Below are 20,659 nucleotides of genomic sequence, written 5' to 3'. Positions count from 1 at the left end.
CGGACGACCGCGGCCGGGGCCGCCGTGCGCAGCGGCGCCGCCGCGACGCTCACAGCTCTCCGAGCCGCGCGACGATCGCGGCCACCGCGTCGACGTTGCGGATCCCGGCCTCCGTCGCCGGGAAGTCCACGACCACGTACCGCTCGTTCCGCACGGCGTCGAGCTGGGCGGTCACCGGGTTCGACGCCAGCAGCTCCTGCTTCGACGCGGCGGTGTTCCACGCGGCGTCCACCAGCACGATCACGTCGGGGTCGGCTTCCGCGATCAGCTCCCACGAGGTCGAGGTCCAGGTGTCGTGCACCTCGGCGAACACGTTCTCCAGCCCCGCGGCCGCCATGATCATCTGCGGTGCGCCGATGCCCGCGCCGACGAAGGGCTGATCCGTGCCCGACGAGTACCAGACGGCGGAGAGCCCGCGGTCGTCGGGGGCGATCGCGTCGAGGGTGGTCCGCTGATCCGCGACGAGGGCCGCCGCGGCCTTCTGCTCGCCGAGCAGCTCGCCCGCCTCCGCGAAACCGTCGAACACGTCGTCGAACGTGAGCGGGTCGGGCATGTAGCCGGGCGCCTTGCACGCCGCCGGGGCGACGTAGGTGGCGATGCCCAGCTGCTGCAGGTCGTCGCGCTCGCCGGCGCCGTCGACCGAGAAGTTCGACTCCCATCCGGCGAACACCAGGTCGGGTTCGAGCTCGAGCACGGCCTCCTTCGACGGCACCTTGTCCGACACGGTGGGGATGCCGTCGGCCTCCGCCGCGAGCGCCTCGGGGAGCGGGCCGTCGGTGAAGGCGGAGCCGATGATGCGGTCGCCCGCGCCGAGGGCCAGGGCGAGTTCGAGGGTGGAGGACTTGACCGTGAGGATGCGCTGCGGCGGTCCGTCGAGGGTCACCTCGGTGCCGCAGTTGTCGAGGGTCGCACGGGGCCGGTCGGCGTCGGCGGCTGCGGGGGAGGCGGGGCCGCTCGCGCAGCCGCTGAGGCCCGCGGCGAGGAGGAGGGCGAGGACGGGGGTGGCGCCGAGCGCGCGGGCGGTGGGGGTCATGGTTCTCCGGAGGACGTGGGCGGGGAGGCGCGGGTGTGTGCGCGGTCGCAGTCCAGGTCGGGACCACCGGCGCCGGCCAATCGGGTCGGCGCGATGCGGTCATGCTAGCTCGGATTCTGGATCCAATCAATACTGGATTCTGGATCCAAAATGGGTCATGATGAAGAAGCCCCACCGCCGCGGCGCACATCGCCCGATCGCGACGCCGCGTTCAGCCGAGAGGAATCCATGCAGACCACACCCGTCTCGTTCTTCAGCGAGGGCTCCCGCATCTCCGCGATCTGGCGGACCCCCGACCATGACGGCCCGTACCGCGCGATCGTGCAGGGGCCCGGCTGGCTCGGCCTCAAGGACGCCAAGCTCTACGTCCGCTACCACGAGGCCCTCGTCGCGGCCGGCTTCGCGGTGCTCGTGATCGACTACCGCGGCTTCGGCGACTCCGACGGCGACCGCGGCTACCTCTCGCCCGCCTGGCAGCTGCAGGACCTCGTCAACGCCGTCACCTACCTCACCACGCGCGACGACGTGATCGCCGACGCCATCGGGGTGTTCGGCACCGGGGGCACCGGCGGTGGCAACGCGGTGCTGCTCGCCGACGTCGATCCGCGCGTCAAGGCCGCCGTCAGCCAGGTTCCCGTGGCCGACGGCGAGGACTGGCTGCACCGCATGCGCAGCGAGTACGAGTGGCTCGACTTCCAGAAGTCGCTCGACGACGACCGCCGCCGGCGCGTCACCACGGGGGAGGGCCGCATCGTGCACCCCCGCGAGGAGATCATGATCCCCACGGCCGAGCGTCGCGCCACCACCATCAAGGCGGACGTCGACGACCGCATCCCCTCCGCCGTGCCGCTCGCGTGCGCCGAGGGCATCATCGCCTACCGCCCCATCGACGCCGCGGCCCGCCTGACCACGCCGCTGCTCGTGATCGGCGTCGAGGGCGATGCGACCACGCCGACCGATCACGCCGAGGCGCTGTACGAGGCGGCGCGCGGCCCCAAGCAGCTCATCATGCAGCGGCACACCACGCACTACGCCGCCTACGACACGTACTGGGAGCAGACCACCCCGGTGATCGTCGGCTGGTTCGACACGCACGTGCGCCCCGCGCATCTCATCCACCGGACCACGCCGTCGCCCGCGATCGGCGAGTCCATCCAGACAGAATCCGTTCAGGAACAGGAGGTCGCGCGATGAGCGTCGATCTGAAGATCACCGGCGGCACCGTCGTCACCCCCGCAGGACCGGTCGTCGCCGACCTGCTCGTCGCGGACGGCCGGGTCGCCGGCATCGTCGCGGCCGACACCGACATCGACGCCGCGCGCACGATCGACGCCACCGGCAAGCTCGTGCTGCCGGGCATGGTCGACGTGCACGTGCACACCCGCGAGCCCGGCTACGAGCACAAGGACGACATCTACACGACCAGCCTCCAGGCCGCGGCCGGCGGTGTCACGACGATGTTCGGCATGCCCAACCTCAAGCCGCCCACGACCGACGTCGCCACCCTCACCGACGTGTTCCGGCGCTACGAGGAGTCGTCGATCGTCGACTGGAACCACAACCCCGCCCCGACGAAGTTCGCCGAGATCGCGGGCATGAGCGACCTCGGCATCCGCGCCTACAAGATCTACATGGTCGTCGACACGGGCCGCGACTACCCGCACCCCTCCGGAACCGGCATCCACGACCACGGGCACCTGCTCGAGATCATGGACCACATCGCCCAGACCGGGAAGCGCTTCATCGTGCACCCGCACGACCAGGCGCTCATGGACTACATCGAGGGCGCCTACCTCGCCCGCGGCGAGAACACCCCGCAGGGCTACGCCTCCGCCTACGCCGCGCGCGAGGGCGTGATCTGGGACACCGCGATCGACGTGGTGCTGCGGCTCGCCGAGGCCTCCGGCTGCCCCGTGCACATCGCGCACATCCAGACCCGGCGCTCGATCGAGGCCGTGCGCCGCGCCAAGCAGAACGGCATCGACGTCACGTGCGAGGTCAACCACTGGGCGCCGTTCCTGTCCACGTGGGACGACGTGGAGACCCTCGGTCCCTACGCCCTGAGCTACTGGGTGCCCGACGACAACCGCACCGCCGTGTGGGAGGGCATGCGAGACGGCACGATCGACATCGCCGCCAGCGACCACGCCCCGCACACCCGCGAGGAGAAGGAGGTCGGCTGGACCAAGATGTGGAGCTCGCACACGGGCACCCCGGGCATCCAGTACTACTACGAGCTCATGCTCGACGCCGTGAACAAGGGCGAGCTCGACCTGCAGCGTGCGATCGACATGGTCGCCCACATCCCCGCCGCGAAGTTCGGCCTGGAGGGCGTCAAGGGCTCCCTCACGATCGGCGCCGACGCCGACATCGTGATCGCCGACCTGGCCGACGAGTGGACCATCACGAACGACGACGTGCTGTCGAAGATCGGCTGGACCCCGTACGACGGGCGCACCATCAGCGCCCGCATCCAGCGCACGCTCGTGCGCGGAGAAGACGTGTACGTCGACCGCGAGGTCGTCGGCGACCCCGCCTTCGGAAAGCTCGCCGCCTCGGCGGAAGACAGGGCGGCACTGGCCGCAGAGAGGAACTGACATGAAATTCGGACTGCTGCTGCCGCACTTCGGCGAGGAGGCGAGCAAGGAGAAGCTCCTGGAGGGGTCGAAGCTCGCCGAGAGCTTCGGATTCGACTCCGTGTGGGTGCGCGACCACCTCGTGTTCGAGCCGCACGGCGAGATGGAGAAGCCCAACCGCACGTTCTACGACGCGCTCACCACGCTCACCGCCATCGGCGCGGTGACCGAGAAGATCGAGCTCGGCACCGGGTCGCTCATCCCGTTCCGGCACCCGCTCGTGACCGCGCTGATGGCCGGCACCATGACCCAGCTGCTCGGCCCGCGCCTGATCCTCGGCTTCGGCGCCGGCACGTTCGACCACGAGTTCGAGGCGATCGGCTGGGGCGACCTGGACCGCGTGGAGATGGTGCGCTCGAACGCCGAGATCCTGCGCCGCGTGTTCACCGAGAACGACGTCACCTACGACGACGGCATTTTCTCGTTCGAGAACGTCACCATCGAGCCCAAGCCCGTCGGCGGTCGCATCCCGTTCTGGTACTGCGGCGCGACCCCGCGGTCGGCCCGCCTCGCGGCGGAGTTCGCCGACGGCTGGATGCCCGGCCGCACGGGTCTGGCCACGATGGAGAAGCGCATCCAGACCATGCGCGAGATGACCGACGAGAACGGCCGGCCGATGCCGACCATCGCCGTGATCCCGCCCACCTCCATCGAGGACACCCGCGAGGAGGCGCTCAAGCACGTGAACATCCCCGGCCTGCTGGCGTGGGCGAACAAGGCGAAGTTCGCGGTGAAGCCGCCGTCCGGCAGCTTCGAGACCGTGGAAGACCTGGAGGGTCAGCTCATCGTCGGCAGCCCCGACGAGGCGGTCGATCAGATCCGCCGGTTCGAGGAGATCGGCACCGAGCACCTGGTGTTCGACTTCCGGTTCAAGTTCGATCGGTTCTTCGAGCAGATCGAGCTCCTCGGCACCGAGGTGCTTCCTAAGCTGCGATAAGCCGCGCACCCGAGCGCGGCGACAAGACGAGAGGTCGACGATGACTGACGTGAAAGACACCGCACCCTCCGCCACGGACCCGTTGATCTCGGTCACCGGACTCTCCGTGAGCTACGACGTGGCGCGCACGGGGAAGAAGCTGATCGCGATCGAGAACGTCGATCTCGACGTGTTCGAGGGCGAGTTCATCACGGTGCTCGGCCCGTCGGGGTGCGGCAAGACGACGTTCATGAACGTCATCGCCGGCCTCGTCGCGCCGAGCACCGGGTCCGTCCTGGTGGATGGCACGGAGGTCGACGGCCCGGGACCCGACCGGGCCGTCGTCTTCCAGGACTACGCGCTGCTGCCCTGGCGCACGGTGTTCGACAACGTGAAGTTCGGGCTCGAGATGCAGAAGGGCCTGCGCACGGCCGACTGGCGCGAGCGCGTGCAGGAGGCCATCGACATGGTCGGCCTCAAGGGCTTCGAGTCGTCGTACCCGCGGGAGCTGTCCGGCGGCATGCAGCAGCGCGTGGGTCTGGCGAGGGCGTTCGTCGCCGAGCCGCGCATCCTGCTGATGGATGAGCCGCTGGGCGCCGTCGACGCCCTCACCCGCGAGGTGATGCGCGACGAGATCGAGAAGCTGATCGAGAAGACCGGCAAGACCGTCCTGTTCATCACGCACTCGATCGAGGAGGCGATCCTCCTGGGCGACCGCATCGTGGTGTTCAAGAGCCACCCCGGCGCGATCAAGGAGATCATCACCACGGGGATCGAGCGGCCGCGCTCCGAGCGGTCGGTGCAGCACGATCCCCGCTTCCTCGAACTCCGCGACCACCTCTGGGAGGCGCTGGAGGGCGAGGCCACGGCGGCAGCGGTGTCGAAATGAGCGCGCTGCTCGCGACGGGACCGAACCTCGGACGCGGCGGGGTCGCCGCCTGGCTCGCGGGGCTGAGCACGCGCGGCAAGGCCGCGGTCATCGCGGTCGAGGTCATCGTGCTCCTGCTGCTGTGGCAGCTCGTGGTCGGAGTCCTCGGCTGGATCAACCCGGTCTTCCTGCCGCCCCCGCTGTCGATCGCGCAGGGTTTCGGGGAGATCATCGCGAACGGGTCGCTCGCCGCGAACGCCGGGATCTCGGCGCAGGCGTGGCTGACCGGCTTCGCGCTCGCCGTGGTCGTGGGCATCCCGGTCGGCCTGCTGATGGGCTCGTCCCTCCCGGTCGACCGCGTGGTCGGTCCGATCGCCTGGACCATCTACGCCACCCCGTCGATCGCATACCAGCCGCTCGCGAAGGCCTGGTTCGGCTTCGGCATCGGACCGGTCATCTTCCTCGTCACGATCAGCGCGATCTTCCCGATCCTGCTGAACGTCGCCGCCGGCATGCGCACCACGAACCCGTCGATCATCCGCGCCGCCCGCGTGTACGGCGCGGGCCGCCTGCGGCTGTACCGCTCGGTGTACCTGCCGTCGACGATCCCGTTCCTGTTCGCCGGTCTCCGCCAGGCGGTCGTGCTCGCCACGATCGGCATGGTCGTGGCCGAGCTCGCCGGGTCGTCGAGCGGCATGGGCGCGCTCATCATCCGCGCCTCCAACACGTATCAGACGGATCAGGCGTTCGCGGCGATCGCGCTCGTCGTGGTGTGGAGCGTGGGCATGACCCAGGTGGTCACCGCGATCGAACGTGGCGTCGCGCCGTGGACGAGGAAGGGCAGGCGATGAGCGTCGTCTCGGCAACCGGCACCGTGCGGATCGTGCGGCCCCGGCGCGTGGTGCGTGCGGGCGAGGGCAGGTGGACGCTGCTGCTGATCGCGGTCGTGGCCGCCGTGCTGCTCGTGTGGGAGGCGGCGGTCACCTGGTTGCAGTGGGTGCCCGAGGCGTTCCTGCCCGCCCCCAGCGCGATCGCCGTGGCCTTCGGGCGGCTCATGGTCGACCCGGAGTTCTGGGGCGCCTTCGGCTTCAGCGTCACGAACCTGCTCATCGGCCTCGCCATCGCGATCGTCGTGGGTGTGGTCGTGGGGCTCGCGGTCGGCTGGTCCCCGGTGCTGCGCTTCATGGTGGCCCCGTTTCTGTGGGTGCTGTACTCCACGCCCAAGGTCGCGCTCGCTCCGCTGTTCATCCTGGGCCTCGGGCTCGGCAGCGAGTCGAAGATCGCCCTCGTGATCCTGCTCGCGGTGTTCCCGATCCTGCTGAACACGATGGAGGGCGCGGTCACCGTGAACCCGTCGCTCGTGAACGCGGCACGCGTGTACGGCGCGAAGGGCATCGGGCTGGGGTGGAAGGTCATCTTCCCGGCGACGCTGCCCTACAGCCTGTCCGGCATCCAGCGCGGTGCAGCCCTCGGCTTCACGGGCGAGGTGCTCGGCGAGTTCCTCGGCGGCACCGGGGGCCTCGGTCACCTGCTGGAGTTCGCGGCGTATCAGTTCCGCATGGACGAGGCGATCGCGATGGTCGTGGTGATGGTGATCATCGCGAACCTGACGCTGTTCCTCATCTCGGTGCTGCGCCGCAGGCTGGCGCCCTGGTACGACGAGCGCAAGATCGTCGGCTGACGCCACCCCCGACTCCCGGCCCCCGTCTCATGCGCCACGGGGGTCGGGTCCGCCTTCTCGCCTCGCCGAGTGGTACGCTTTTCTGTACCACTCAGGAGGTGACGAGATGACGGCGATCTCCGCAACCGAGGCGCGGAAGAGTCTCTTCGGTCTCATCCAGCAGGTGAACGACGACCATGCTCCGGTCGAGGTCGTGTCCCGCCGCGGCAACGCCGTGCTCATGTCGAAGGACGACTACGACGCGCTCACGGAGACGGCCTACCTGCTGCGCAACCCCGTCGGCGCGGAGCGGCTCCTCTCGGCACTCGAGCGCGCCCGCCGAGGTGAGTCCGAGCAGCACGACCTGATCGACGAGTGAGCAGGCGGCTCGCTTTCGACCCGCACGGGTGGGAGGACTACACCGACTGGCAGGGTCAGGACCGGAAGGCGCTGGGACGGATCAATCAGTTGATCGCCGATGTCCTCCGTGACCCGTTCGAGGGCATCGGCAAGCCGGAGCCCCTGAAGCACGTGCTCTCCGGCGCCTGGTCCCGCCGCATCGACCAGACCCACCGCCTCGTGTACTACGTGAGCGACGAGCAGATCGTGATCCTCCAGGCCCGCGATCGCTACTGACCCGCGGACGCGACGAGGCCCCACCGCCATGCGCAACGGTGGGGCCTCGTCCGGGGGCGTGCGGCTCAGGGGTAGGGGAGCGTCGCCGGTCCCTCGTTGTCGAGCCCGAGCAGCTCCTGCGCCTTGAACAGGTGCGCGAGCTGCGCGTCGTCGAACTCCAGCGGCTCGAGCTTCTGCGTCTCGATCGTGGTGTCCCAGGCGTCCGCGTCGAAGTACAGGTTCGGGCAGGCGAGGTGGCCGTCGAGGATCCAGACGCTGTCGGAGTCGCGGAGCTCCTGCACGTCGAAGTCGTTGGCCTCGTAGATGTCCAGCGCCTCCTCCGCGTTCTCCGGGAACTCGCCCGGTGCCGGGGCGGTCATGAAGTCGGTGGCCTTGAGTGTGGCGCGCAAGAACCGCACGAGCGAGTTCGGGTTCTCCTTCACCCAGGCCGTGCCGGCGATCTGCACGTCGTTGGCCCAGTTGCGCAGCGACTCCACGACGATGTTCGCGCCGTGCTCCTCGAGCGCCGCACGGTCGTCGGCGTAGAAGGGCTGCAGCGAGATGCGGTCGTTCACGAAGAACTCGGTCCACGATTCGGAGCCGGGTCCGGGGTAGACGACCTCGGCGTTGATGCTCTCGAGGTCCCAGCCCTCTTCCGCGAGCACCTGTGCCCGCTGGAACTCGGCCGGGTCGCCGGGGGTTCCGGCGAGGACGATCGAGGTGCCGTCGAGGTCTTCGACGCTCTCCACGTCGGACTGGGCCGCGAAGTCGAAGTTCTGGCGGCAGTAGTGGCCCGACACCAGGTCGATCTCCACGCCGCCGCGGATGGCGTCGATCACGGTGCCGGTGGACTCCACGCCGATGTCGGCGCTGCCGCTCGCGACCGCGGCGGTGACGTTGTCGGCGGTGATGACCTCGACGGTGAGGCCCTCCTCCTCGTAGTAGCCGAGGTCGGTGCCGAGGACGAACATCGAGTACATCGTGACGTCGGGGAAGGGGATGGCCACCGTGATGCTGGTGTCTTCGGCGGCGCCGGGTTCCCCGTCGCCGAGGTCGACCGGGCCTTCGGGTGCGGGTGTCGGCGAGGTGCAGCCGGCGAGCAGCGTCAGTGCTGCTGCGCCTCCGGCCACGGCGAGGCCGAGCCTGGTTCTTGTCGTGCGCATGACTCTCCATTCGGGCAGTGCGTGCGCCCCTTCGTGAGGGGGGCGTCTCACGCGGATTTTGGGATACGGTATCCAATTTGGTATCGGCTGTCCATGCTTCGGCCGATATCGTGCTGACAACGGGGTCTGGACGACCACAATGAAAATTGGATACAGTATCCGAAACAGTCCCACGATGAAGAGGTGACCATGCGTGCCGCCGTGCTGAGCAGCCACGACCTGGACGGCCTGACCGTCACGGAGTCGGCGGTGCCGTCGGCCGCTCCGGGCGAAGTGCTGATCCGCGTCGAGACCGTGGGCATCAACCAGCTCGACCTCAACGTCATCGCCGGCGTCGGCCCCGGAGCGCACGCCCGGCTCCCGCGCATCCTCGGCATCGACCCGGCGGGGGAGATCGTCGCCGTCGGCTCCGGCGTCGACCCCGAGCGCCTCGGCCAGGCCGTGGTCGTCAAGCCCAACATCGCCTGCGGCACGTGCCCCCGCTGCCACGCCGGAGACGAGGCCGACTGCCCATCGCAGACCGTCGTCGGCGTGCACCGCGACGGCGGCGCCGCCGAGTTCGTCGCGGTGCCCGCACGCAACGCGATCGACCGCCACGGCCTGACCGCTGCCGACGCCACGGCCGTGGTGCACAGCGCCCCCATCGTGCTCAACGCCCTGCGGATCGCCGCGCTCGCCGCCGACGAGCGGATCCTCGTCACCGGTGCGGGCGGAACGCTCGGTCGCGCGGCCGTCGCGATCGCGCTCGCCCGGGGAGCCCGCGTGGTCGCCGCCTCCCGCCGGCCCCTGACGCCGGTCGGCGACGAGCGGCTCCTGCACGCGCCCGATCCCGCCGCCCTCGCGGACGCCCTCGCCGCGGAGGACGGCTTCGACGTGGTGCTCGACGTCTCCGGCCACGGCCCCACGCTGAGCGCCGGGGTCGCTGCGCTCGGCTGGGGTGGACGGGCCGTGTTCTGCTCGGCCTCGGTCGACCCCGACCTGCGGATCGACGCGCGCGACTTCTACCTGCGCCGCAAGCGCCTCGCGGGTGCCGCGAGCGCCCGGTACGACGACGTGGCGGAGGCCCTCGCCCTCGCCGCCGCCGGAGTGCTGCCGCCGCTCGCGGGCGCCCGGTACGCGCTCGACGACATCGCCACGGCCTACCGCGACTTCCCCCGCGCCGGCGACGGGAAGGTGATCGTGGATGTGCGCTGACCACGGGTATCGAAGAGGAGACCAGACGTGACGAGTACTGCACTGCCGGGCGCCGGGGCGCTCGCCGGGATCCGGGTGGTCGAGCTGGGCCAGTACATCTCCGGCCCCTTCGCCGCGAAGCTCCTGGCCGACCTCGGTGCCGAGGTGATCAAGGTCGAGTCGCCGGAGGGCGACCCGATGCGGCGGTGGGAGGGTCGAGCGACCATGAGCCCGCAGTTCGCCGCGTACAACCGGGGCAAGCGCGGGGTGGTGCTCGACCTGAAGAGTCCGCAGGGGCTGGCGGCGCTGTTCGCCCTGGTCGCCGACGCCGACATCGTGCTCGACAACTTCCGACCGGGCGTCGCCGAGCGGCTCGGCTTCGGTCCGGAGGCCCTGCACGCGCACAACCCGCGCGTCATCACCTGTTCCATCACCGGCTTCGGCCCCACGGGACCCTCGGCGAAGCGTCCCGCCTACGACACGGTGATCTCCGCGACCGGCGGCATGTACAGCCAGGTCGTCCCCGCCGACACGATCCGCCCGCTCGGCCCGGCGTTCTCCGATCTGCTGTCGGGGATGTCGGCGGTGCAGGCGGTGCTCGCGGCCCTCCACGCCCGCGACGTGAGCGGGGAGGGCGAGCACGTCGAGGTGTCGATGGTGGGTGCGCTGCTCGACTTCCTCACCGAGTCCGCCTCCGCGTTCCTGGAGACCGGGCAGGTGTCGTCGCCGGACTCGCGTCCGCGTCGCGCCCAGGCGTACGCGTGCCGCGGCTCCGACGGCAAGGCGTTCGTGATCCACATGTCGGTGCCGGAGAAGTTCTGGACCGGGCTGCTCGACGTGCTGGAGCGGCCCGACCTCGCCGACGACCCCCGGTTCGCGACCAGGGAGGGGCGCGTGCGGAACTACGACGAGCTCGACGCGGTGCTCAAGGAGATCGCCGCCACCCGTCCGCGCGCCGAGTGGCTGGAGCGCCTGGCCGCGCACGACATCCCGCACGGCCCGCTCAACACGATGGGCGACCTGTTCGACGACCCGCAGATCGCGAGCATGGGCCTGGTCGAGGAGATCGCGGGACCGGGCGGCGCGGTGCGCGTGCCGGTGCCGAGCACCCGGTTCCACCGCAGCGGCCGGCCCGAGCTGGTCTATGCGCCCGCGCTCGGGGCCGACACCGAGGAGCTGACCGGCCTGCGCATCGCGGCCGGAACCCTGAACGAAGGAGCGGCCTGATGCCCGGCATCGACGACCTGGTGGCGATCGACGTGCACACCCACCCGCAGACCGAGGAGTTCATCGCGGCGATGGGCACGCGGCACACGCAGATGGCCGCGCACTTCGGACGGGAGCGGCCGGTCGTGTCGTTCGCCGAGCAGGCCGACCAGTACCGCGACCGCAGGATCATGGCCGTGATCGTCAACTCCGACTCGGAGACGACCAGCGGGATCAAGGGCGCCCCCAACGACCTGCTGGGCCGGGCGCAGCGAGACCACCCCGACGTGTTCCTGGCCTTCGCGGGCATCGACCCGTGGAAGGGCGAGGCGGCGATCGCCGAGATCCGCCGCATGCACGACGAGTACGGCATCAAGGGCGTGGGCGAGCTGAACCCGTCGCGGCAGAGGTTCCTGGCGAACGACCGTCGGTTCTGGCCGATCTGGGAGACCTGCGCCGAGCTCGGGCTGGTGGTCATGTTCCACTCCGGGTTCCCCGGTGCGGGCGCCGGCACCCCGGGCGGCGGAGGGTACCGGCTGGAGAACGCCCGCCCCGTGCCCTACATCGACGACGTCGCGGCCGAGTTCCCCGAGCTGAACATCATCAGCGCGCACCCGGCGTGGCCGTGGCACCTGGAGAACCTGGCGATGGTGTGGCACAAGTCGAACGTGTACCTCGACCTCTCCGGCTGGGCTCCGAAGTACCTGCCGCCCGAGGTGGTGCGCTACGCGGACTCGCTCATCTCCGACCGGGTGCTGTTCGGCTCGGACTGGCCCGTGATGACCGCGGACCGGTGGATGGCGGAGTTCGACGAGCTCGGCTTCAAGGAGGAGTCGCGCCGCAAGATCCTGATCGACAACGCGCGGAAGCTGTTCCGGCTGTGACCGCGGAGAAGGGAGCCGGCCGTGGCTGAACTGGTGCTGGCGGCGGCGACCCCGCACAACCCGCTGCTGTGGCGCGCGATGCGGGAGCCGTATCCGCCCGACCTGGTCGCGGTCGAGGCGAACTTCCGGCGCATCCGCGAGGCGATCGCCGAGGCCGAGGTCGACGCGCTGATCGTGCTCGGCACCGACCATGTGCGGCAGTTCTTCGCCGACAACTCGCCCGCGTTCATCGTCGGCAAAGCCGCGTCGTACCACGGCACGTACGAGAACGAGGTGCGCACGTTCGGCATGGAGTACGCCGAGCTCACCGGGCATCCCGAGCTCGCGGCGCAGATCGCCGGACGCGAGGTGCTGCCCGAGGCGATCGACTTCTCGGTGTCGCACGAGTGGCGGCTCGACCACAGCTTCGTGCTCCCGCTGCAGTACGTACGGCCCGAGCTCGACCTGCCGATCGTGCCCATCCACGCGAATGCCATCCTGCCGCCGCTGCCGTCGGCCGCGCGGTTCGCCGCCCTCGGACATCACCTGCGCGCCGCGGTCGAGTCGTGGGACGGCGGGGCCAGGGTGGCGCTGCTCACCTCGGGCCACATGGCCACCGACGTCGGAGGGCCGCGCACGTTCAACGGCTCGCCCGACCCCGCGTTCGACGCCGAGGCGGTCGGGTGGATGCGCGACGGCGACCTCGACGCCGCGATCGCCGGCTGCCGGTTCGACCGCATCATGGCGGCCGGCAACGTTACGTACCAGTACGTGAACATCGTCACGGCGCTCGCCGCGATGCAGGGCCGCCCGGCCGAGCTGGCGGAGGCCACCACGTCGCGTTTCGCCTCGAGCCCGTTCTTCCTGTGGAGGTCTGCATCGTGAGCAGGTACATGATCGGCAAGTTCATGCGGGCGGTCGAGATGAGCACGGCCAACGTGAACGCGTACGTCGCCGACACCGAGGGCTTCGTCGACCGGTGGCTGGCGGGCGGCGCCGGGCCGGATGCGGTCGCCGACGACCGGGAGCTGACGCCGCAGGAGCGGGCGGCCTTCATCGCGCGCGACTACGGGGCGCTGTACGGGCTCGGGGCGCATCCGTACCTGCTGTGGCACTTCACGGAGGCGGTGTACGAGCACGAGTACACGGAGGGCTTCGGCTGGCGCGAGCTCGTGGAGCGCTACCGGGCGGCGATCATCCCGCACGGCGAGGTCGACGACATCCTCTGAGGCGGGCGGAGAAGATCCGCTCTTGACAGGATTTCCGCACGTGCTGTTTATTTAGCTACGTGCAAAAAAAACTATCCGAGGTCCGGCTCGACGCCGCGGCGATCCGCGCGCACCACCGTCGCGTGCTGCTGCAGCTGCTGCGCTCGCACGGCCCGCTGTCGCGTCGCGATCTGTCCCGCGCCTCGGGCCTGAGCGCCGCCGCCGTGATGAACGTGGTCGTGGAACTGGTCGACGCAGGTCTCGTGGCGGAGGAGATCCCCGCCACCCGGGAGGCCAGGGTCGGCCGCCCGAGCACCGACGTCGCCCTCACCGGCACCCACCACGTGCTCGCACTGCAGATCGGCGCCGGGTTCCTCCAGGCAGGAGTGGTCGAGCTCACCTCGCGCGTCGTGGCGTCCGAGCAGATCCGCTTCCCGGTCCCCACCGCGCCCGAGGCCGTGCTCGACCTCGCGGACGAGCTCCTGCAGCGGGTGATGGACACGGCGGGCATCTCGCTGGAGCAGGTGCTCGGCCTCGGCGTCGGCGTGGCCGGCATCGTCGACGCGAGCCGCCGCGTGAACATCTCCGCCCCCACGCTCGGCTGGACCGACGTGCCGATCGCCGAGCACTTCGAACGCACCCTCGGGCTCGACGTCGTGCTCGACCACAACGTGCGCGCCATGGCCGCCGGCGAGTCCCGCTACGGCACCGGCCAGGGGCTCGAGAGCCTCGCCTTCGTCTACGTGCGCACCGGTGTCGGCGCCGGCCTGATCCTGGGCGGCGCCGAGTACCGCGGCGGCACGCACGGCGCGGTCGAGATCGGTCACCTGCGCGTCGAGCAGGACGGCCCCACCTGCACCTGCGGCGGCCGCGGCTGCCTGGAGACCGTGGTCAGCGATGGTGTGCTCCGGCGGCGCATGATCGACGCCGGGCTGCTCGACGACGACCGCGCCCCCGACGACCGCACCTGGACTGAGGACTTCGTCGCCGCCGTCGAAGCCGCCGACCCGCGGGCACTGGAGGTGCGCGACGACCTCGTCCGGCACCTCAGCACCGCGCTGCTGAGCATGGTCAACCTCCTCAACCCGCAGCAGATCGTGCTGGGCGGACTGCTGTTCGACCTGGCCCCGGTCGTGATCGAACCCGTCAGGGCGGCCCTCGCGGAGCAGGTCATGCCCGTGCTGCGCGACGGCATCCGCGTCGAGCCGCCGCGCTTCGGTGCCGACGCGGGCATGATCGGCGCCGCCACCATCGCCCTGGACACCTTCGTGTTCGGGCCTCCCCTCCTTCCGACCGCCCCGGTCGGCTGACACCAACGGGCTCCCACGCAACGAAGGGAAAGAGCCATGATCGACGCCACACCCGAGACGGCGACCACGACGCTCTCGGTGCCGCGCGCCACGAGAGCGCGCCGCACGACCGTCCGCACCGAGAAACCGCTGACGCTGCTCTACCTCTCCACCCTGGTGCTCGGCATCGCGGTGTGGTGGATCATCGCGGTCGTCAGCGACAACCCGCTCGCCCCCACGCCGATCGCCGTGGTGCAGAGCTTCTGGGAGGGACTGCTCGACGGCAGCCTGCTGCTGAACACCGTGGCGAGCGTGCAGCGCGTCGTCATCGGCTTCCTCCTTGGCGTGATCGTCGCCGTCCCCGCCGGCTTCATCATGGGCTGGTATCGCTGGGGCCGCGGGCTGCTCGAGCCGTGGGTGCAGTTCTTCCGCACCGTGCCACCGCTCGCGCTCATCCCGCTCGTGATCGTGTTCCTCGGCATCGGGGAGCCGGCGAAGATCTTCGTCATCTTCCTCGCGTCGTTCCTCTCGTGCGTGCTCGCCACCTTCCAGGGCGTGCGCAACGTCGACACCACCCTCGTCAACGCGGCTCGCGTGCTCGGCGCGAGCGACGGCACGATCTTCCTCCGCGTGGTCGTCCCGGCCTCGCTGCCGTTCATCTTCGTCGGCACCCGCGTCGCCCTCGGCGCGGCCTGGGCCACGGTCGTCGCCTCGGAGCTCATCGCGGCGGCCTTCGGTCTCGGCCGCATGATGCAGGCCGCCTCGCAGTTCCTCGACACCCCGCGCATCGTCGTGGGCATCATCCTCATCGGCGCGCTCGGGTTCGCGATGGACCGTGCCCTGCTCTTCGCCGAGAACAAGCTCACCGCCTGGCAGGAGGTCCGGAAATGACCGCGATGATCTCGATCCGCGGGGTCTCAAAGCACTACGAGACCAGCCGCGGCACGGTCCGCAGCCTCGACGACGTCGACCTCGACGTGGCAGACGGGGAGTTCATCACCCTCGTCGGGCCGAGCGGCTGTGGCAAGAGCACCCTGCTGAACCTGATGGCGGGGCTCCTCGACCCCACCGAGGGGGAGGTGCTCGTGGGCGGCCGACCGGTCACGGGGCCCGGGCCCGACCGGGGCGTGATCTTCCAGCAGTATGCGCTCTTCCCGTGGCTCACGGCCCGGCAGAACGTCGAGTTCGGCCTGCGGATCCGCGGCATGAAGAAGGCCGAGCGCGAGCAGGTGGCCCAGCACTACCTCGACCTCGTGGGCCTGGGCGACTTCGCCGGCGCGCTGCCGAAGGAGCTCTCGGGCGGCATGAAGCAGCGCTGCGCGATCGCCCGCGCCTATGCCGCGCAGCCGTCGATCCTGCTGATGGACGAGCCGTTCGGCGCGCTCGACGCGCTGACCCGGGTGAGCATGCAGGAGAACCTGCTCGAGACGTGGCAGCAGGAGCGGCGCACCGCCGTGTTCATCACCCACGACGTGGACGAGGCCGTGTTCCTCGCCAACCGCGTGATCGTGATGAGCCCGCGGCCCGGACGGATCACCGAGGTGATCGACGTGCCGCTCGCCTACCCGCGCACCGAGGAGATGCGCCTGTCTCCCGAGTTCGCCGCCCTTCGCGCCCGCGTCTGGCGCGGCGTGCACCACCAGCCGGAACCCACCACCGCCTGACCCGGCGGATCCGCACCCGCACGACCCACCGCACTCCCACCCGATCACGTAAGGAACCCGATGATGCGCTTCCCCACCCGGACCCGTCGGGCGGCCGTCGCCGCCGCGGCCGTCACCGCACTCACGATCGCCCTGTCCGCCTGCACGGGCTCGGCCGAACCGGCCCCCTCGTCCGACGCCGGAGGCGAGGCCCGTGAGCCGGTCTCCCTGAACGTCGGCTACATCGACACGAGCATCAACGGCGTCGGCGTGATCGCCGCCGCGAACGAGCTGGGTCTGTGGGAGAAGTACGGCCTGGACGTGACGCTGACGCCGTTCACGAACGGCCCCACCCAGATCCAGGCGATGCAGGCCGGCCAGATCGACGTCGGGTACATCGGCGCCGGGGCGACCTGGCTTCCGGCGACCGGACAGGCGACCGTGATCGTGCCCAGCGAGACCTCGCTCGGCGACGTGGTGCTCGCCCGCCCGGGCAGCGGCGTCGAGGATCCGAAAGACCTCAAGGGGCAGCGCGTCGGTGTGCCCGAGGGCGGGTCGGGGGAGATGATCCTCGCGCTCACGCTCCTGGAGGCCGGGCTCACGTTCGACGACGTCGAGCGCGTGGTGCTCGACCCGCCGAGCGTCGTCAGCGCCTACGTCGGCGGGCAGATCGACATCGCCGCGATCTTCTCGCCGCTGAGCGCGCAGATCCTCGACAGCGTGCCGGACACCGTGACGGTGGCCGACAACGCCTCGTTCCCGGAGACGTCGTTCCTCGGGTCGTGGGTCGCGTCGAACGAGGCCGTCGACGGCAAGGCCGACGCCCTGCAGCGCTTCCTCGAGGTGTACGCCGAGGTGAACGACTACCGCATCGACGACACGGAGCAGGTCGTCGAGTGGGCCTCCGCCGCGTCCGGTGCCCCGGTCGACCAGCTGACGCAGCAGGCGAGCATCTCCGGGTGGACGCCGTCCGACGAGATCCTCGCGAACAACGAGGACGGCACCACGTTCGAGCAGTACGAGTCGATCATGCGGGTGTTCGTCCAGTCCGGTCGCATGGAGGACATGACCGATCCGGCGTCGTTCGTCAACACCGAGCTGTTCGCCGCCGCCATGAAGGACCGCTCGTGACCGGTCCCGTCGGGCTGGGCATCGTCGGCTCCGGTTTCGTCGCCGAGTTCTACCTCCGGGCCCTGGCGGAGGTGCGCGACCACGAGGTCGTCGCCCTCGCCGCGCGCTCGCCCGAACGGGGCAGAGAGCTCGCCGACCGGTTCGGCGTGCGCGACGTCGTCGCCAGCGTCGAGGAGCTGGCCGCCCGGGCCAATGTCGACATCGTGGTCGTGGCCGTGCCGCAGGACGCGCACCTCGACGCGGTGACGGCGGCGGCCGCCGCGGGCAAGGCCGTGATCTGCACCAAGCCGCTCGGGCGCAGCGGCTCGGAGGCCGCGGCGTGCCTCGCCGCCGTCACCGCCGCGGGCGTGTGGCACGGCTATGCGGAGACCGCGGTCTTCTCGCCCGCGGTCATGCACGCCAAGGCGATGGTCGACGCGGGCGGCATCGGTCGGGTGCTCACCGTGCGCGCCCGCGAGGCCCACGGCAGCCCGCACAAGCACGCCAGGGAGATCGCGCGCATGGGCGGAGGGCCGCTGCGCGGTCTCGGCTGCCACGGTGTCGCCGTCGGGCGCTGGTTCCTGGAGGGCGCGACCCCCGTGGAGGCCTTCGCGTGGGGGGACCGGCTCGACCGCGACGACGTGGACTCCGAGGACAACGCGGTCCTGCTCGTGCGATTCGACGACGGTCGTGTCGCCCAGGTCGAGGCCGGCTGGACGCATCGCCCCGGGCTGGACAACCGGCGCGAGATCCACGGCTCGGACGGCTGGCTCGGCGTGGACGAGACCGGCCCCGGTGCCCTCGCGGCGTTCGCGGGACAGGAGCTCGGTTACGTGGGGGAGAAGGCCGGCTCGACCCGCGGCTGGCTGCGGCCCGTGCTCGACGAGCCGCGCACGTACGGCTACCACGGCCAGTTCGCGCACTTCATCGAGAGCTTCCGCGCGGGTGTCGCGCCGCGGCAGACCCTGGCCGACGGCGTCATCGACAACGCGGTGATCGACGCGGCCTATCGCTCCATGACGACCGGTCGCTGGGAGCCCATCGACCTCTCCGGGCTCACGGCCCCTCCCGCCGAGATCGTCACCGACGCGTACCACCGCCCCGCAGAGAGAGAAGCACGATGACCGCCCGGCGACCGAACATCCTCATGATCCTCACCGACGACCACGCCACGCATGCGATCGGCGCCTACGGGTCGGTGGTGAACACGACCCCGCGCATCGACGAGATCGCGCAGTCCGGTCGTCGCGTCGATCACTGCTACTGCACGAACTCGCTGTGCACCCCGAGCCGCGCCAGCATCCTGACCGGCACGTACAGCCATGTCAACGGCGTCTCGACCCTGGTGACCCCCATCGACGCGAGCCAGCCGACGTTCGTGTCGCAGCTCAAGGAGGCGGGCTACCGCACGGCCATCGTCGGCAAGTGGCACATGGGGGAGGGGCCCGGCCATGATCCGCAGGGCTTCGACTACTGGGCGGTGCTGCGCGATCAGGGCGAGTACTTCGATCCGCAGATCCTCACCGCCGACGGCGTGCACATCGAGAAGGGTTACGCGACCGACATCATCACCGACCTGTCGCTGCAGTGGCTCGAGTCGCTGGAGGGCGATGAGCCGTGGTGCCTGCTGATCCATCACAAGGCGCCGCACCGCGCGTGGGAGCCCGACGAGGCGCACGCCCACCTGTACAGCGACCCGATCCCCGTGCCGTCCACGTTCACGGACGACTACGCGGGCCGGGCGAGCGCGGCGAAGCATGCCACCATGCGCATCGCGGAGCACCTGACGCTGGACGACCTCAAGGTGGAGCCGCCGCAAGACCTGACGCCCGACGAGCTCGCGCTGTGGAAGTACCAGCGGTACATGGAGGACTACTTGCGCTGCGTGGCCTCGGTCGACGACAACGTCGGGCGGGTGATCGACTGGCTCGGCGCGCACGGCGTGCGGGATTCGACCCTCCTCACGTACAGCTCCGACCAGGGCTTCTTCCTCGGCGACCACGGGTGGTTCGACAAGCGCTTCATGTACGAGGAGTCGATCCGGATGCCGCTGCTCGTGTCGTGGCCGGAGCGGATCGCGCCCGCGGCCCCGATGGAGCAGATCGTGACGAACGTCGATTTCGCGCAGACCTTCCTGGATGCCGCCGGGGTCGATGCGCACGAGCGGATGCAGGGGAAGAGCTTCCTTCCGCAGCTGACCGGATCGGACGAGCCGACGCGCGACGCGTTCTACTACCGCTACTACGAGAACGACGACGAGAACCACCACGTGCTCGCGCACTACGGCATCCGCACGGAGGCCCACAAGCTCATCTACTTCTACAGCGACGGGATGGGTCTGCCCGGGTCGTCGCCGTTCCGGTTCGCGCCGGAGTGGGAGTTGTACGACCTGGAGGCCGACCCGGACGAGCTGGTGAACGTGTACCACGACCCCGCCTACGCGGAGGTGCGCGAGCAGCTCAAGGTGCGGCTGTGGGAGCTGCAGGCCGAGCTGGGCGACCAGCCCCACGCGAGTCAGCCGATACCCGCGCTGACGAGCTGAGCGCAGGCGTGAACGGATGCCCCGTGGCGGTTCGCCACGGGGCATCCGCGTGTCGCGCGGCCGTCGCGCTCGGCAGAGGAGGTGCGGGGGACGCACCGCACGAGCGGACGCTGCCGCGCACCGGCGGAGCCGTGTCTCCTCCCCCGAGGACACCGGCGCCGCCGGGGCTCAGCGCCTACGCCGTGCGACGGCGCAGCAGGCCCGCACCTCCCAGAAGCAGCAGGGCGGCGATCGCCCACAGCGCGGGCGACGGTGCACCGCCGGTCATGGCGAGACCGGTGGCCTCACCGGAGACGGCTGCGCCCGACGCCCAGGCCATCCCGGACGCGCCCGGAGTGGTGCCGGGGTTCGTTCCGGGGGTGGTGCCGGGGTCCGTGCCCGGGTCGGTTCCGGGGTCGGTTCCCGGGTCCGTACCGGGGTCCGTGCCCGGGTCAGTTCCGGGGTCGGTTCCGGGCGTGGTGCCCGGGCCGGTCACGGTGCTCTCGCCCACGACCGAGATGGCGTTGCCGCCGATCGTGATCGGAAGCGTCACGGGCAGACCCAGCTGGGTGCCGCCGAGGATGCCGCCCTCACCGGTGGTGATCCCGCCGCCGGTCGCCGGAGCGGTCGGGGTGGTCCCGGTGCCGGTGGTCCCGCCGGTGACGGTGGCGTCGTCGAGCACGGAGATCGCGTTGCCCGTCACGCACAAACCCGAGATCTATGAACTTCGCCTCAAGTCAGGTCTGAAGCGCCCT

22 protein-coding genes are annotated in these 20,659 nt (G+C 70.5%); 19 read left to right on the top strand and 3 right to left on the bottom strand.

The features are described 5' to 3' along the window. Nucleotides 1-49 precede the first annotated feature (49 nt). Nucleotides 50-1,033: a putative F420-0 ABC transporter substrate-binding protein gene (locus DW297_RS18570; RefSeq protein WP_136035179.1), complete on the bottom strand. Its 984-nt coding sequence runs from the start codon at nucleotides 1,031-1,033 to the stop codon at nucleotides 50-52. Between the two features lie 228 nt (nucleotides 1,034-1,261). Here DW297_RS18570 and DW297_RS18565 point away from each other — a divergent pair, with 228 nt between their 5' ends. From DW297_RS18565 to DW297_RS18530, 8 genes are all read left to right on the top strand, one after another. Further along, nucleotides 1,262-2,227 (top strand): alpha/beta hydrolase, encoded by a 966-nt coding sequence (locus DW297_RS18565; RefSeq protein ID WP_136035178.1) that lies wholly within the window; start codon nucleotides 1,262-1,264, stop codon nucleotides 2,225-2,227. Beyond that, nucleotides 2,224-3,630, top strand: a complete 1,407-nt coding sequence (locus tag DW297_RS18560; protein ID WP_136035177.1) for a dihydroorotase — start codon at nucleotides 2,224-2,226, stop codon at nucleotides 3,628-3,630. Before DW297_RS18565 ends, DW297_RS18560 begins: the two co-directional genes overlap by 4 nt. Before the next feature lies 1 nt (nucleotide 3,631). Continuing rightward, nucleotides 3,632-4,606 (top strand): LLM class flavin-dependent oxidoreductase, encoded by a 975-nt coding sequence (locus tag DW297_RS18555; protein ID WP_136035176.1) that lies wholly within the window; start codon nucleotides 3,632-3,634, stop codon nucleotides 4,604-4,606. Nucleotides 4,607-4,646: 40 nt separating this feature from the next. Next, a complete protein-coding gene (locus DW297_RS18550) occupies nucleotides 4,647-5,474 on the top strand; it encodes an ABC transporter ATP-binding protein (protein ID WP_136035175.1) in 828 nt (275 codons plus the stop codon). Next, nucleotides 5,471-6,304, top strand: coding sequence for an ABC transporter permease (locus DW297_RS18545; protein ID WP_136035174.1), 834 nt, complete (start codon nucleotides 5,471-5,473; stop codon nucleotides 6,302-6,304). The genes DW297_RS18550 and DW297_RS18545 overlap by 4 nt, the downstream gene beginning before the upstream one ends. Further along, nucleotides 6,301-7,134 carry an ABC transporter permease gene (locus DW297_RS18540; RefSeq protein ID WP_136035173.1) on the top strand — a complete coding sequence of 278 codons (834 nt, stop codon included), beginning with the start codon at nucleotides 6,301-6,303 and terminating at the stop codon, nucleotides 7,132-7,134. Before DW297_RS18545 ends, DW297_RS18540 begins: the two co-directional genes overlap by 4 nt. A 106-nt stretch (nucleotides 7,135-7,240) precedes the next feature. Continuing rightward, nucleotides 7,241-7,492, top strand: a complete 252-nt coding sequence (locus DW297_RS18535) for a type II toxin-antitoxin system Phd/YefM family antitoxin (protein ID WP_136035172.1) — start codon at nucleotides 7,241-7,243, stop codon at nucleotides 7,490-7,492. After that, complete coding sequence (locus DW297_RS18530; RefSeq protein WP_136035171.1) at nucleotides 7,489-7,749, top strand: Txe/YoeB family addiction module toxin; 261 nt, start codon at nucleotides 7,489-7,491, stop codon at nucleotides 7,747-7,749. Before DW297_RS18535 ends, DW297_RS18530 begins: the two co-directional genes overlap by 4 nt. Before the next feature lie 65 nt (nucleotides 7,750-7,814). Here DW297_RS18530 and DW297_RS18525 read toward each other — a convergent pair whose 3' ends face one another. Next, a complete protein-coding gene (locus tag DW297_RS18525) occupies nucleotides 7,815-8,891 on the bottom strand; it encodes an ABC transporter substrate-binding protein (protein WP_136035170.1) in 1,077 nt (358 codons plus the stop codon). A gap of 189 nt (nucleotides 8,892-9,080) precedes the next feature. Between DW297_RS18525 and DW297_RS18520 the strand changes: the two genes are divergently transcribed. Genes DW297_RS18520 through DW297_RS18470 form a run of 11 tightly spaced genes read left to right on the top strand, consistent with a single transcriptional unit; the run spans nucleotide 9,081 to nucleotide 19,925 of the window. Continuing rightward, complete coding sequence (locus tag DW297_RS18520) at nucleotides 9,081-10,085, top strand: alcohol dehydrogenase catalytic domain-containing protein (protein ID WP_240744690.1); 1,005 nt, start codon at nucleotides 9,081-9,083, stop codon at nucleotides 10,083-10,085. A gap of 27 nt (nucleotides 10,086-10,112) precedes the next feature. After that, entirely contained in the window at nucleotides 10,113-11,291 is a 1,179-nt protein-coding gene (locus DW297_RS18515) for a CaiB/BaiF CoA transferase family protein (RefSeq protein WP_136035168.1), read from the top strand. After that, a complete protein-coding gene (locus DW297_RS18510; protein ID WP_136035167.1) occupies nucleotides 11,291-12,154 on the top strand; it encodes an amidohydrolase family protein in 864 nt (287 codons plus the stop codon). Before DW297_RS18515 ends, DW297_RS18510 begins: the two co-directional genes overlap by 1 nt. A gap of 21 nt (nucleotides 12,155-12,175) precedes the next feature. Beyond that, nucleotides 12,176-13,018: a DODA-type extradiol aromatic ring-opening family dioxygenase gene (locus tag DW297_RS18505; RefSeq protein WP_136035166.1), complete on the top strand. Its 843-nt coding sequence runs from the start codon at nucleotides 12,176-12,178 to the stop codon at nucleotides 13,016-13,018. Next, nucleotides 13,015-13,362, top strand: a complete 348-nt coding sequence (locus DW297_RS18500) for a hypothetical protein (RefSeq protein WP_136035165.1) — start codon at nucleotides 13,015-13,017, stop codon at nucleotides 13,360-13,362. The genes DW297_RS18505 and DW297_RS18500 overlap by 4 nt, the downstream gene beginning before the upstream one ends. 59 nt (nucleotides 13,363-13,421) lie before the next feature. Then, nucleotides 13,422-14,651, top strand: coding sequence for an ROK family transcriptional regulator (locus DW297_RS18495; protein ID WP_136035164.1), 1,230 nt, complete (start codon nucleotides 13,422-13,424; stop codon nucleotides 14,649-14,651). 36 nt (nucleotides 14,652-14,687) lie between these two features. After that, entirely contained in the window at nucleotides 14,688-15,521 is an 834-nt protein-coding gene (locus DW297_RS18490) for an ABC transporter permease (RefSeq protein ID WP_136035163.1), read from the top strand. Further along, nucleotides 15,518-16,294: an ABC transporter ATP-binding protein gene (locus DW297_RS18485; protein WP_136035162.1), complete on the top strand. Its 777-nt coding sequence runs from the start codon at nucleotides 15,518-15,520 to the stop codon at nucleotides 16,292-16,294. The genes DW297_RS18490 and DW297_RS18485 overlap by 4 nt, the downstream gene beginning before the upstream one ends. Nucleotides 16,295-16,354: 60 nt before the next feature. Continuing rightward, entirely contained in the window at nucleotides 16,355-17,404 is a 1,050-nt protein-coding gene (locus DW297_RS18480; protein WP_136035161.1) for an ABC transporter substrate-binding protein, read from the top strand. Further along, nucleotides 17,401-18,507, top strand: coding sequence for a Gfo/Idh/MocA family protein (locus DW297_RS18475; protein ID WP_168442906.1), 1,107 nt, complete (start codon nucleotides 17,401-17,403; stop codon nucleotides 18,505-18,507). Before DW297_RS18480 ends, DW297_RS18475 begins: the two co-directional genes overlap by 4 nt. After that, on the top strand, nucleotides 18,504-19,925 hold the full coding sequence (locus tag DW297_RS18470; RefSeq protein ID WP_136035159.1) for a sulfatase family protein: 1,422 nt from the start codon (nucleotides 18,504-18,506) through the stop codon (nucleotides 19,923-19,925). The genes DW297_RS18475 and DW297_RS18470 overlap by 4 nt, the downstream gene beginning before the upstream one ends. Before the next feature lie 175 nt (nucleotides 19,926-20,100). On the opposite strand, the gene DW297_RS18465 is transcribed toward DW297_RS18470, so the two are convergent. Further along, nucleotides 20,101-20,607 carry a chaplin family protein gene (locus tag DW297_RS18465; protein WP_240744689.1) on the bottom strand — a complete coding sequence of 169 codons (507 nt, stop codon included), beginning with the start codon at nucleotides 20,605-20,607 and terminating at the stop codon, nucleotides 20,101-20,103. Nucleotides 20,608-20,659: the final 52 nt, after the last annotated feature.

Source organism: Microbacterium sp. PF5, assembly GCF_004794315.1.
Lineage (GTDB): Bacteria > Actinomycetota > Actinomycetes > Actinomycetales > Microbacteriaceae > Microbacterium > Microbacterium sufflavum.
This window is presented reverse-complemented; position numbering and strand designations above follow the sequence as displayed.

Excerpts from the sequence above, each read along its gene's own strand:
- DW297_RS18570 (WP_136035179.1), bottom strand. The coding sequence starts at position 1,033 with ATGACCCCCACCGCCCGCGCGCTCGGCGCCACCCCCGTCCTCGCCCTC.
- DW297_RS18525 (WP_136035170.1), bottom strand. The coding sequence starts at position 8,891 with ATGCGCACGACAAGAACCAGGCTCGGCCTCGCCGTGGCCGGAGGCGCA.
- DW297_RS18485 (WP_136035162.1), top strand. The coding sequence starts at position 15,518 with ATGACCGCGATGATCTCGATCCGCGGGGTCTCAAAGCACTACGAGACC.
- DW297_RS18550 (WP_136035175.1), top strand. The coding sequence starts at position 4,647 with ATGACTGACGTGAAAGACACCGCACCCTCCGCCACGGACCCGTTGATC.
- DW297_RS18565 (WP_136035178.1), top strand. The coding sequence starts at position 1,262 with ATGCAGACCACACCCGTCTCGTTCTTCAGCGAGGGCTCCCGCATCTCC.
- DW297_RS18540 (WP_136035173.1), top strand. The coding sequence starts at position 6,301 with ATGAGCGTCGTCTCGGCAACCGGCACCGTGCGGATCGTGCGGCCCCGG.
- DW297_RS18490 (WP_136035163.1), top strand. The coding sequence starts at position 14,688 with ATGATCGACGCCACACCCGAGACGGCGACCACGACGCTCTCGGTGCCG.
- DW297_RS18535 (WP_136035172.1), top strand. The coding sequence starts at position 7,241 with ATGACGGCGATCTCCGCAACCGAGGCGCGGAAGAGTCTCTTCGGTCTC.
- DW297_RS18510 (WP_136035167.1), top strand. The coding sequence starts at position 11,291 with ATGCCCGGCATCGACGACCTGGTGGCGATCGACGTGCACACCCACCCG.
- DW297_RS18560 (WP_136035177.1), top strand. The coding sequence starts at position 2,224 with ATGAGCGTCGATCTGAAGATCACCGGCGGCACCGTCGTCACCCCCGCA.
- DW297_RS18545 (WP_136035174.1), top strand. The coding sequence starts at position 5,471 with ATGAGCGCGCTGCTCGCGACGGGACCGAACCTCGGACGCGGCGGGGTC.
- DW297_RS18520 (WP_240744690.1), top strand. The coding sequence starts at position 9,081 with ATGCGTGCCGCCGTGCTGAGCAGCCACGACCTGGACGGCCTGACCGTC.
- DW297_RS18480 (WP_136035161.1), top strand. The coding sequence starts at position 16,355 with ATGATGCGCTTCCCCACCCGGACCCGTCGGGCGGCCGTCGCCGCCGCG.
- DW297_RS18470 (WP_136035159.1), top strand. The coding sequence starts at position 18,504 with ATGACCGCCCGGCGACCGAACATCCTCATGATCCTCACCGACGACCAC.
- DW297_RS18555 (WP_136035176.1), top strand. The coding sequence starts at position 3,632 with ATGAAATTCGGACTGCTGCTGCCGCACTTCGGCGAGGAGGCGAGCAAG.